Genomic DNA, 12,153 nt, shown 5'->3' with positions numbered 1-12,153 from the left:
GAGCCGTTATGAGCAAGTTGCCGCAAGGTGAAACATTGCTTTTTTCGGCTCTTTTTAATGAGCGAGGGGTACTTGCCACGCTTATTGTTACCCAAGTTGTTGCTACCATCTTAGCGTTTGCTCCTTTTGTTGAGGGGGATAGCTGGCAAAGCCTTGGCGTAATTAGTTTATTTTCTCATATGACCGTGCTGGTCAGTATTTCTGCTTTATACTCTTTTCAGCGTGTTTTACAAAAAAAGCCGCAAACCACTCAACTTTTTGCTTTTTTTATTTCCTTTTTAGTCAGTACCGCTTTATTCAGTGCGCTGTGTGCCCGCTACTTTTTAGATATTGCAAATAATGAAACGAGTATTTATTTTGTACTACGAAACTGCTTAATTGTTTTTTTGATTACGGCTTTATTTGTACAGTTTTTACTGATTTATTTTGAAAAAGAGCAGCAAACAAAAGCGCTTTCGCGCGCAGAGCTTGACGCTTTACAAGCCCGAATACGCCCACATTTTTTGTACAATAGCTTGAATACCGCCGCTGAGCTAACACACCACGATGCCGATGCTGCAGAGCAAGCAATTCTTGCGCTTGCAGCGTTATCGCAAGCAGCTATGCGTTCAGGGCAACGCGTTTCTCTCGAGGATGAGCTGACCTTATCAAAACAATATGTTGCGCTGGAAACATGGCGCTTTGGCAGCCGCTTAGAGGTTAACTGGCAACTGCCTGATGACTTGCCCGATATTAGTATTCCGTGCTTAACCCTTCAGCCGTTAATAGAAAATGCGGTGTGCCACGGGGTAGAGCCCAGTGAAACGGGGGCTGTTATTAATGTAGAACTGCATGTAACCACGGGATACTTAACATTGATTGTTGCCAACCCGATTACTCATACTGAGGCGTTAACAAGACCAAATAACGGTATGGCGCTTGAAAATATTCGCCAGCGATTGTTTATATATTACAAAGAAAAAGCACAGCTTTCAGTCACGCACAAAGAAAATGTGTTTAGAGTAAAAGTGGTGATCCCTAAACAGTTTGAGAATACCTAATGAATGTTGTAATTATTGATGATGAGCCACTTGCTCGCGCTAGAATAAAACGTTTACTGCAGCATAATGAGCATATTTTAGTGCAGGGTGAAGGGGATAATGGCGCACAGGGGCTTGCCCTTATCAAGCAGATTCAACCCGATTTGGTGTTTTTAGATATAGATATGCCCGGGATCAATGGTTTAGAAGTGGCACAGCAGCTCAATACTTTAAGTGTGCCACCAGCGATAGTATTTGTGACAGCCTATCCAGAGCATGCACTTGATGCATTACAGCTTAGTGCAGCAGGCTACTTAGTAAAACCAGTCACTGAGCAAGCATTAGATAAAGTATTAGCACAGGTAGGGCGTTTAAATAAAGCACACATGCAAACGCAGCAGTCTACAAAAATTAGTTATCAGCTTGGCGGTACGATTAAAAGTATTGAACTTGATCTCGTATATTATTTTAATGCTCAAGAAAAATACACCAATATGGTATTTGAAGGGGGCGAGGCGCTAATTGAGCAAAGCTTAAAGCAACTTGAGCAGCGCTTCCCAACGCAATTATTGCGTATTCACAGAAATACACTGATAAATAAGCAAAGGCTTGTTGCCTTACACACCCTAAATTCAGGTGTACATAGTGTAGAACTCGCTGGGTGTAAGGAGCAATTAAACGTGAGTAGGCGAGAGCTAAAAACAGTAAAAAATATATTACAGTAGCTTTGTTTACCGTTTATCAACAAATTTAACCGTTTATCCTAGTATATATTGCATCTACATTTTCAATGCATAAACTTATGATCAGATAAAATTGATTTGGTTTTTACTATGCATTCATCTCACAAAAAACCTCAAAAAGGCTTTACCCTAATTGAAGTGCTGATTGCGTTTATTATTTTAAGCTTTGGCTTATTAGGCGCTGTTGCACTGCAGGCAAAAGCTAAGCAGGCAAGCTTTGACTCTATGCAGCGCGCAGCAGCAGTCGCGTTAGGAAATGACATTATTCAACGCATTAGAGCAAATGATACCGCACAGCTCGTTGCCTTATATACGCAAACATTCACGAGCAAAACCTCAACATCTACTTCTACTGCGTGTTTTAGTGGGTCGTGCACTGCAGCGCAAGTTGCAGCCCTCGATTTACAACAATGGAAGCGCGCCATTCGTGCACGCGAAAATACCGGCACACTTGATGATGCCACAGTGTGTATAAACCCTACGGCTGCAGCAGGCACGGGGGGGCGTGGCTTTAATATTGAAGTCATAGTGTCTTGGCAAGGTCGCCAAGAGTTTAATGCTAATGATGAAACCAAAGCGCTTAAATGTGGTACTGATGACAAAAAACGCCGCTTGGTCGCATTAAATAGCTATATATACCTAAGGAGCTAACATGAGAGAAAAAGGTTTTACACTAATAGAAATGATGATTTCATTATTTATTGGTGGGCTTATTTTAGGTGGGGTGATGTTTACCTATATTGGTATGAAGGTAACCACAAAAGACACAATGACAATAGGTGAATTGCAAGAGTCTGGTCGCTTAGCAATTAATATTATGCAGCGTGATATTGAGCAGGTAGGCTTTTGGGGAACTTATTATGATGATTCGTTCACGGCAGCAAACACACAAACGCTTGCTACCCCTGGTGGAGATTGCTTTGAGGGGCTAAATAACGGCAGCTTTCCAGATTTAACATCTTCTAGTAATTTCAGAACTATTTATGCAAAAGAAGCCAGTTCAACAAGCGAGCTTAACTGTATAACTAAGCCAATTGCAGGGACTGATATTTTACAAATTAAGTTTTTACAAGGCGAGCAGCTTACTGTTGATGGTACAACGAATGAAACACAGGCGGGTGAGAACTATTTTATAGCTGAGCAAGAAAGCGCAGAATTTACCCGAGGCGTTGTAGCTGCTGGTAGTTTAAACGTAAATGCCACGGTGTGGCCCTATAGCCATCATGTTTATTACCTCGCAGAGCAAACTTATACGGTAAATAATAAAAGCCTTACAGTACCAGCATTAATGCGAAAACGCTTAAATGGCGCCAACATGAAAGCCGAAACCATTATGGAGGGCGTTGAAAATATGCGCTTTGTGTTTGGTTTAGATACAGATAGTGATAGCCGTGTAGACTCTTACCGAAGCATTAAGGACATGCAACACACTGATTGGGAAAACCGCAAAAGCATTTTAACAGTGCAAGTTTTTTTATTAGTAAGAGCATTGCAGCCAGATCCGGGACTTAAAATAAAAAATCAAACATATACTTTAGGTGAAGATGAAGACGCTCGAGAGCTTACTTTTAATGACTCTTACAGAAGAACAGTATTTACCACCACCATTCGTTTAAATAACGTGGGAGCAAATTTATGGCGTATCTAAGTAAACACGCAAATAAACAACAAGGTGTAGTGCTTATTACAGCCCTCATTATGGTTATTGCAGTAACGGGTATTGCCGTTACATTAATGAGCAGTAGTAGCGTTGACATAAAAATTACCAATGCTGCCCAAGAGCGTGAAGTGGCTGAAAATGAGCTTATTGGTGAGGTACAGCGCATGATTTCTGATGAAGCAAGTAAAGGCGCTGCTAATCAGTTTTTTTTAACGCCAGATGAAGTCTCAACTCATGCAGGCGCAGACGATGAGGGAATGGTCATCGCTACGCACGGTGACATGCAAAGCAAAATGGTAAACCTAAATCAGGGGGCGCTTGATTTAGAATGCCCACGCCGATTTAATTTTACTGCGGGTATATCGTGCAACATGCTGCAAGTTTCTACCACTATAAAATATGGCTCTAAAGCAAAACACGAACTTACAATTGTAACCGGTGTTGCTCAAGAAATGGCCAGTATAAGTAAGGGTATTTAAAGATGAAACCGAATAAAGTTCTCGCCTCTTTAATTGGCATCACCTTAAGCAGCTATGTTGCTGCCGAAGATATAGAGTTGTATGTAAACCACGATGTAGATGTGGAAGAAAAGCCAAGGGTTTTACTTATATTTGATACCTCAGGCAGTATGGCGTTTTCATCTAACACAGGTCTTAGTTGTGGTTTCAATGAAAGTAGTAACCTGTATATTCCTTGCCCAGATAGCCGTCTTGCTGCTGCAAAGACTGCAATGAAAAAAGTAGTGAATGACAATGAAGGGATCGATTTCGGCTTAATGCGTTTTGTAGGAACAGCTGGTGGCTATGTGGTTGAAGGCATAGGAAGTCCGCACTCGGATATTACTTCATCAATTGACAGGCTTCCTGCTAATGGGGGGACGCCATTAGCCGAGACTCTGTGGGAAGCATATCTGTATATTACAGGTGGCGGTTTAGAGTATGCGGAGCCAATAGATCAATCAGATAGAGACACCTCAATCGAAAACGAAGTATTAACTGGAAGAGAGCGTGTTCGTAAATGTAATAGATGGAGATGTTGGAACGAGTGGGAAAATACATATAGTTATAACTATATTTCCCCTTTCGCTGACTCAAATGCAGAGGCAAAACGTTGTGATAATTCAGTAAATATAATTTACATGACGGATGGAGACCCTTCTCCCCGATATGTATATGATCGTTGGGGAAGACGTTACATTAACGAAAATAGCGATAATGGCAGTGATGCTTCAATAAGCGCAATACACAATAATTATTTTGGGCAACCTTTGGTCGAGGGGGACTACGTTTATAATAATTATTTGCATCAATTAGCTAAAATAATTCATGGCACCAGTGATACGACAGTTGATTTGTATCCATCAACACCTGATATTCATGAAACAGGCCGCATATACACCATAGGTTTTGGGTCAGGCATGAGTGACGAAGGGCAAGAGTTGTTGCGACAAACAGCCTTATTAGGTGGCGGTGAAAACTTACCGGCGAGTACACCTGACGAGCTCTCTAACTCATTAAATAGTGCAATTTCTCGGATTCGTGAAGTTAACGATAGCTTTTCATCGCCTTCGGTAGCAAGTAACAACGTAGACCAAACACGTAGCCGTGATGCCATTTACTTTGCCATGTTTTATCCAGAAACAAACACACGCTGGGGCGGTAACTTAAAAAAATTAAAAGTATCAGGCAGTGAAATAGTCGACTCAGTTGGCAACACCGCGCTTGACTCTGATGGTTTAATCGATACTGATGCTAAAACATTTTGGTTGCCAGATGGCCAGTCTGCTGATGGTAACTTAGTAGCACAAGGGGGAGTAAATTATCACTTGTCTTCATTAACAGGCTCACCCGCTGAGGGCAGACGTAACCTCTATACCGATAAACAAGGCGATATAGTTGAGTTTACAACCAGTATTGTGAGCGACATTTTAGACTTAGTAACTAACAACCCGATTAGCCTAGCCAGTTCTGATATAAAATGGGCAATGGGAATAGATGTTGATGATGAAGATAACGATGGCTCTAACACCGATCAACGTAGTGATATTTTTGGTGACCCTTTACACTCTAAGCCCGTAGCAATCGACTATGGTAATAACGACATACGCATATTGATTGGTACTAATGCCGGCTTTTTACATATGTTTAAAGACGATGATACTAATAATCAAGTAACCGAAAGTTGGGCATTCATTCCCTCCGATCTTTACGATATTATTCAGCCTTTACGCAATGAAAACACCGGTAAACTCTATGGTATGGACGGCCCAATCAGTGTTTACTTTAGTGATAAAAGCTTAAATGATGATGGCATCAATGATGGTATTGTTGATGCGAGCGATGGTGATGATGTGTGGGCGTTTGCAGGCATGCGCCGTGGCGGGAAAAACTATTATGCCTTTGATATCACTAACCCCGATCAGCCTAAAAAACTATGGGATAATCCTATAGAGGGTGGTAAAGGCGATTTTAAAGAGCTTGCTCAAACGTGGTCAAAACCCCAAATAGCCTACATAAAAGCATTTGGCGATAAACCATTACTTGTTTTTGGTGCAGGGTATGACACGAATAAAGATGCCGTGGTGAGAAGTGAAGATTCTGTAGGCCGTGGTATTTATATTGTAGAAGCCGAAACAGGCAAAAAAGTGTGGGCTTTAACACCAAGCGAAAACGGATTTAAAGGTAAGCACTCTATTGCAGCAAATGTATCTACGCTTGATTCAGATTACGATGGTTACATTGACAGAATTTATGCTGCCGATACTGGGGGCGATATTTGGCGTATTGACATGCCAGGCACTAGCACCAGTAATTTTACGCATTTTAAACTTGCAGAACTAGGTAGCAGTTTAGCAAGCCAAGACCGTCGCTTTTTTTACCAACCAATGGTGGCGCGCACACTATATAGCAAGGTAAGTGAAACAACCGTTAATGGCGAAACAGTTATTACACGTTTAGATACACCTTATGACGCGATTGTGATTGGTAGCGGTAACCGCTCAAAACCCACCGGGACCAATGAAGACGATCAACTGTTTATGATAAGAGACGAAAACACAGTAACTCAGTCATTCACGACTGCACCAGCAGCGATTAAACCAGCAGATCTAATGCTAATGAACAGCGACCCGTTTGGTAATGCATTAGACGATGTAGATGAGTTTGTTGATTTAGAAGTTGATTTAGCTAAATTCAAAGGGTGGCGTTATGAGTTAAGCACGGGCGAAAAATCTTTAGCCGCTGCAACAGTGGTTGGCGGTGTCGCTTATTATACAAGCTTTACACCTTCATCTGAAACTTCCACAGAGAACCAATGTTCGTTAAGTGGCGGTGGCGGCTCGTTATATGCGTTCCATCTACATTATGGCACCAAAGTCTACGATGACCTAAAATTTACCACTAGTTATGATGTACCCGATACACCACAATTGTACTTCGGTGAAGCCCCATCGTGTGCGGATGGCAACGGTGATGGCATGTGTGATGATAACCCAACCATTGAAGTGACCGAAGAAAGCCAGTTTTACCTAATTGGGCCGGGAATAAAAGGCGAAAATGCGCAAAACCCAATGAAGCCAGTAGAAATAATGGGCCCAGGCTTAACGGTTGTAGATGGTACAGTACAATTAGTTAATGACGACGATAATGTAGGGTTTGGTTTTAAAACCCAACAAACCTATATTTATAAACGTGAAGAGAATGATGAAATTGATGATTAAGGAATATTAATGAATAAACACGTACGCGGATTCACGTTGATAGAGTTAATGATAGCCGTGGCTATTGTAGGTATTTTAGCCTCAATAGCACTGCCTAATTATACTGAGTATGTAAAACGCTCATCTCGCGCAGAGGCTGCAGCAGCGCTTTTAGATGCCGCAAACAAACAAGAGCAATACTTTGTAGACAATCGTGAGTACACAGAGTCATTTTCAGACTTAGGTATACAAGACACCACAGAAAACGGCCATTTTGAGCTGTCGATTGATGTGGAAGAGGACGACAATACCTTTGTAATTACAGCTAAACCTATTGCAGGTGCAGTAAAAGGCGACGGTGATTGCACACAAATTACAATCACTGATACGGGCTATAAAGGCGCAAAAGGCACTAAAGGTAACTCAGACGTTGAGTACTGTTGGGGACGTTAACTTAATCTGGTTAACTAGTCGCGCTGACATTTGTCGGTTGATTTAATTCGTATACGCCCTGTTTGACTAACAGATAAAGCCAGCCCCTCAAGGTTGGCTTTTTCTTTATTTGGGCAGTATATAAATGTTCCATTTTGAAAACCATTTAAAGAGCCATCGGGCCGAAAGGTAATTGCACTTCGAGGGTACTGCATAGAATCGGCATTATGGATTTTTTCAAAAGTGCTTATTAACAAGTCGTCGGTGTCTAATGATGTAGACTTGTCGTTATCAATAAATAACGACATTTGTCCATCCCACTCATCTTTAGTGCATTGATTATTTTTTAAAGCACACAAAGTAACATAAGTGCCATTTTCAATGGCGTAAAGGCGGCCATAATTAATGTTTCGGTGCAGCAAACTAACATGGTTATCGGCGCGGTTTTTCGCTAAAAAGTCAGGAAAAACCGATAGAGAAATTTGGCTAACAATACTCACAATAGCAATAGATGCCATCAATTCTAAAAGCGTATAGCCAGCCTGAGTTTGGGTAGATAACCTCATCCCTGAAGCCCTGAGTCAAAAAATGTATTAGCTCAGTGTAGTAAATGATAAAAATATGACAACTTAAATTGTATATTTTTTAACCGCAGCTGAGTGCGCTGTCACCGGCATAAAAAGCGGTGCCAGATTGCGATAAAGTAAGGGCTTTATTATTTTCAGTACCACCATTGGGGCAAAAAACAAAGTCACCTGGGTTAGTGGTAATTCGTCCACTGGTATTAAATCGTAAGCGACGCTCATTGCCTGTAAAGGTTAGTTTGTCGTTATCTGAAATTTCTTCCATTACTCTCAGCAATGTATCGGTAGCACCATTATAGTGCCCGTCGTTATCTAAATCGATAAACACAACAATAATCTTATTCTCGTCCCACTTTTTGTTGCAATTGAAAGTGTCTTTGCTGTTTTTAATTTTACCTTGACCGGTAGGGCATACAACAACAATTTCATCTGTACTGGCGGCTTGCGAACGGGCAAAACTAATATTACGTTTTAGTTCAAGTAAGAAGTTTTCAGCGCGGTTTTCTTCAAGCATATCGCTGCTGTCCCAAAGCGCTATAGAGGCAATAATACCCACTATGGCCACTGCCACCATAAGCTCTAATAAAGTTAAACCGGTTTGGAATTTTTTCATATTTTTTACACCTACTACATTTGTTATTGTTATAGCGAGTTGAGAATATTTATAAATTGGACTTGTAAGTAATTATACCATGCTTGGTTGTTTTATCATCGAATTCAATTGCTTTGTTTGCTATGAACCCCATGATTGTCTAAAATCGAGGCAACTAAAGCTTTAATAAGTAGTGAGCATGAAAAAAATAGAAGCAATCATCAAGCCCTTTAAGTTAGACGATGTACGCGAAGCCTTATCAGATGTAGGTATTACGGGTATGACTGTAAGTGAAGTAAAAGGCTTTGGCCGTCAAAAAGGGCACACAGAACTTTACCGTGGCGCTGAGTACATGGTGGACTTTTTACCTAAAGTTAAACTTGATATTGTACTAACCGATGAAGACGTTGAGCGCGCAATAGAAGTAATAGTAAAAACAGCGCAAACCGGCAAAATTGGTGATGGTAAAATATTTGTCACTGATGTTGAGCGTGTAGTGCGTATCCGTACAGCAGAAGAAGACGAAGAAGCAATTTAATTTTATAGCGCAAAACATTTTGTATATAAAGCTAAAAAGGCTGCAAATAGTTATATTTGCAGCCTTTTTTGTAAGGTACTAATCTTTAAGTAGTAAAACTACTAAAGCTTATTGCTCTTGAGAATGCGCTTCACGCGCTTCTTCAATCTCTTGTGCAATTTCTTGCGCTTTTTGCTTTGTTTTTTCAGTTAGCTCGCCTGCGGCTTCTTTACTTTTTATCCATGCATCAACGGCAATTTCTTTGCCATCGTCGTACATGTCTAAGCCCATCGCTTTACTTTGCTCAAGTAGCTCATTTAACGACTCATCGTTTTTAAGCTCGTTGGCTTTATCTTTTACATCGTTCCATGTATCACCAAGCTGCTCTTGCATTTGTGCGCTTTTATCTTTTGCATCTTCTTGTGCTTGTTGGGCATCTTCACAGCCCGTAAGTGTAATTAAAGTGCCTAATAAAGCTAAACCTGCTAATTTGTTCATGTGCTATCTCTCCTTAGAGACAAGTAATTAATTCACCCTAATAATAGAACAACGAAAATGAACACACCTGTAACAACACGCTTAAATTTTGAATTAATGAATGAACACGACTGGCCTTTGTTGTATGAACTAGATCAAGACCCCGCGGTAATGAAATATATAAATCGGGGCACCCCTTCTTCATTAAAGCAAATTAAAGAAATAGGAATCCCCAGAATGCTTGCCTACAAAAATGCAAACAAAGGTTGGGGGCTGTGGAAAATCACCCTAAAAAAAGACGGCTCTTTTATAGGGTGGGTACTTATTAGGCCTATGCACTTTTTTACTCAAACGCCCGATTTTTCAAATATTGAAATAGGATGGCGCTTTAAACAATCTAGTTGGGGGCAAGGCTATGCAACTGAGGCTGCGAGCGCATTATGTAACGCTTTAAAAATGCAGCCAGAGATAAAAACATTATCGGCAATGGCACTGGCCGATAATAAAGCTTCAATTAGCGTCATGCAAAAGCTTGGGCTTAGGTGGGTCAAAAATTATGTGCATACCGATGAGCAAGGCGACTTAAATGCCGTTTTATATGCTAAGCCGTTATAGCATACAAAAATTAACGTGTATAAACATTGACCTAGCATTCTATGGTATGCATAAATGAGCCAAGCGAGATTAAAATAATAAAGTAAGGATGTTTTATGGGGTTATTTTTTCGACCAAGCAGGCTCATTGTTAAGAGTGTATTGATTGCACAATTTTGCATATTTAGCGTGCAGGCAGAGCAAGTTGCTAAAAGCGCGGTAGCAATGCCTGACGCTTTCAGTGCAGATGTCGCGCAAGCTATTTTAGAACAAGGTGGAAATGCTGTTGATGCAGCTATAGCTGCGCAATTTGTATTGGCGGTAACACTTCCCGAGGCAGGTAATATTGGCGGGGGAGGTTTTATGCTTATACAAAAAGAAGGAAAAAGTGATTTTATAGACTATCGTGAAACCGCCCCCCAAGCAGCGCACAGAGATATGTATTTAGATGCCAAGGGCAATGTAATTAAAAACAAGTCAATTTATGGTATTCACGCCAGTGGCGTACCGGGGAGTGTAGCTGGTATGTGGTTGGCTCACAAAAAACACGGCACCTTAAAATGGCAAACATTAGTACAGCCGGCGGTTACCTTAGCAGAGCAAGGCTTTAAGGTGCCGCCCAAATTGGCCAAAGGCGTTAAGCAATACATTGCTCATTTAGACAAGCAAAAAATAAATGTAAATTTTAAGCACTATTTTGCAGATATAAAAGCAAATCAGGTGTTTAAACAACCCGAGCTAGCGGCTACTTTAAAACGAATAAGAGATAACGGCCAAGACGGATTTTATAAAGGTGAAACAGCCCGCATTATTGCCAACTTTATGCACCAGCATGGCGGTATTATTAATGAAGCAGATTTGGCTCAATACTCTGCTGTGTCGCGCACGCCTATTAAGGCTAATTGGAATGGCTATGAAGTATTAACTGCTCCACCACCAAGTTCTGGTGGAATAGCTATTTTACAGTGGCTAAAAATGTTTGAGCTTAAAAAAAGCGAAATGGGGCTAGTACATAACTCTACTCAATACGTACATTTACTTGCTGAAATAGGCAAACGTGTGTTTGCCGATAGAGCAGAGTACTTGGGCGATCCTGACTTTTTTGACGTACCAGTGACTGAGCTTACTGATATTGATTATTTAAAAGGGCGCAGTAAAGATATTTCTTTAACCGCTATTTCCACCACCGAAAATATAAAACCTGGGCTTAAAGAAAGTGAGCAAACCACACATTTTTCTATTATTGATAAAATGGGTAATGCGGTGGCCAATACCACAACAATTAATTTAAGCTTTGGTAGTGGCGTTGTGGTTGAAGGTGCGGGCTTTATATTAAATGACGAAATGGATGACTTTAGCGCTAAACCTGGGGTAATGAACGCCTTTGGCGCGCTCGGTGGTAAAGCAAACGAAATTCAGCCAAAAAAGCGTATGCTTAGCTCAATGTCGCCAACCATACTGCTTAAAAACAATCGCGTTAAAATGGTTACGGGGTCGCCTGGGGGTACAACAATCATTAGCTCGGTGTATCAATCGATTTTAAATGCGGTTGAATTTAACATGAGCGCCGAGGAGATTGTTAACAGCACGCGGTTTCATCATCAGTTGTGGCCTAAAAACGTGATCAGAGTGCATGCAGGGCTTAGTGAAAACACAAAAACTGAGCTTATAAAAATGGGCTACACACTGGATGAGCGAGGCTTTGGTGACTTGCAGGTTATTGTAAACAAAGACGGTGAGCTACAAGCTGCGTCTCAGGCTACAGGTCGCGGTGAGTCTCGCGTTTTTTAAAGGCTTGGAGCTAACCCCTTTAAGCTAAAGGGGTTAGCCTTTAATTTA

The 12,153-nt window shown here is 41.0% G+C and carries 13 protein-coding genes; 10 read left to right on the top strand and 3 right to left on the bottom strand.

Features of this window, described 5'->3' with window-relative positions; genetic code table 11:
• Positions 1-8: 8 nt before the first annotated feature.
• The 7 genes from AN391_RS13185 (at position 9) to AN391_RS13155 (ending at position 7,572) form a co-directional block, all read left to right on the top strand.
• The gene (locus tag AN391_RS13185) at positions 9-1,040 is read left to right on the top strand and encodes a sensor histidine kinase (RefSeq protein ID WP_055015828.1); all 1,032 of its coding nucleotides are present in this window, start codon (positions 9-11) and stop codon (positions 1,038-1,040) included.
• Complete coding sequence (locus AN391_RS13180; protein ID WP_055015827.1) at positions 1,040-1,744, top strand: LytTR family DNA-binding domain-containing protein; 705 nt, start codon at positions 1,040-1,042, stop codon at positions 1,742-1,744. The genes AN391_RS13185 and AN391_RS13180 overlap by 1 nt, the downstream gene beginning before the upstream one ends.
• A gap of 108 nt (positions 1,745-1,852) precedes the next feature.
• Positions 1,853-2,413 carry a type IV pilus modification protein PilV gene (gene pilV / locus AN391_RS13175; protein WP_055015826.1) on the top strand — a complete coding sequence of 187 codons (561 nt, stop codon included), beginning with the start codon at positions 1,853-1,855 and terminating at the stop codon, positions 2,411-2,413.
• Position 2,414: 1 nt separating this feature from the next.
• Positions 2,415-3,410, top strand: coding sequence for a PilW family protein (locus AN391_RS13170; RefSeq protein WP_055015825.1), 996 nt, complete (start codon positions 2,415-2,417; stop codon positions 3,408-3,410).
• A complete protein-coding gene (locus AN391_RS13165; protein ID WP_055015824.1) occupies positions 3,398-3,901 on the top strand; it encodes a hypothetical protein in 504 nt (167 codons plus the stop codon). The genes AN391_RS13170 and AN391_RS13165 overlap by 13 nt, the downstream gene beginning before the upstream one ends.
• A 2-nt stretch (positions 3,902-3,903) precedes the next feature.
• Positions 3,904-7,140, top strand: a complete 3,237-nt coding sequence (locus AN391_RS13160; RefSeq protein ID WP_055015823.1) for a PilC/PilY family type IV pilus protein — start codon at positions 3,904-3,906, stop codon at positions 7,138-7,140.
• A 9-nt stretch (positions 7,141-7,149) separates the two neighbouring features.
• Positions 7,150-7,572 (top strand): type IV pilin protein, encoded by a 423-nt coding sequence (locus AN391_RS13155; RefSeq protein ID WP_055015822.1) that lies wholly within the window; start codon positions 7,150-7,152, stop codon positions 7,570-7,572.
• A 14-nt stretch (positions 7,573-7,586) separates the two neighbouring features.
• Here the strand turns inward: AN391_RS13155 and AN391_RS13150 are convergent, their stop codons facing one another.
• Both AN391_RS13150 and AN391_RS13145 read right to left on the bottom strand, forming a co-directional pair.
• Entirely contained in the window at positions 7,587-8,117 is a 531-nt protein-coding gene (locus tag AN391_RS13150) for a GspH/FimT family pseudopilin (RefSeq protein ID WP_055015821.1), read from the bottom strand.
• Positions 8,118-8,196: 79 nt separating this feature from the next.
• Positions 8,197-8,748: a GspH/FimT family pseudopilin gene (locus tag AN391_RS13145; RefSeq protein ID WP_055015820.1), complete on the bottom strand. Its 552-nt coding sequence runs from the start codon at positions 8,746-8,748 to the stop codon at positions 8,197-8,199.
• A gap of 178 nt (positions 8,749-8,926) precedes the next feature.
• On the opposite strand from AN391_RS13145, the gene AN391_RS13140 reads away from it, so the two are divergent.
• Positions 8,927-9,265, top strand: coding sequence for a P-II family nitrogen regulator (locus AN391_RS13140; RefSeq protein ID WP_004588371.1), 339 nt, complete (start codon positions 8,927-8,929; stop codon positions 9,263-9,265).
• Positions 9,266-9,373: 108 nt separating this feature from the next.
• Here AN391_RS13140 and AN391_RS13135 read toward each other — a convergent pair whose 3' ends face one another.
• The gene (locus AN391_RS13135) at positions 9,374-9,742 is read right to left on the bottom strand and encodes a hypothetical protein (RefSeq protein WP_055015819.1); all 369 of its coding nucleotides are present in this window, start codon (positions 9,740-9,742) and stop codon (positions 9,374-9,376) included.
• Between the two features lie 57 nt (positions 9,743-9,799).
• On the opposite strand from AN391_RS13135, the gene AN391_RS13130 reads away from it, so the two are divergent.
• Positions 9,800-10,336: a GNAT family N-acetyltransferase gene (locus tag AN391_RS13130; protein WP_055015818.1), complete on the top strand. Its 537-nt coding sequence runs from the start codon at positions 9,800-9,802 to the stop codon at positions 10,334-10,336.
• Between the two features lie 95 nt (positions 10,337-10,431).
• Complete coding sequence (gene ggt / locus AN391_RS13125) at positions 10,432-12,105, top strand: gamma-glutamyltransferase (protein WP_055015817.1); 1,674 nt, start codon at positions 10,432-10,434, stop codon at positions 12,103-12,105.
• Positions 12,106-12,153 lie beyond the last annotated feature (48 nt).

The sequence above is a fragment of the Pseudoalteromonas sp. P1-13-1a genome (assembly GCF_001401875.1).
GTDB lineage: Bacteria > Pseudomonadota > Gammaproteobacteria > Enterobacterales > Alteromonadaceae > Pseudoalteromonas.
This window is presented reverse-complemented; position numbering and strand designations above follow the sequence as displayed.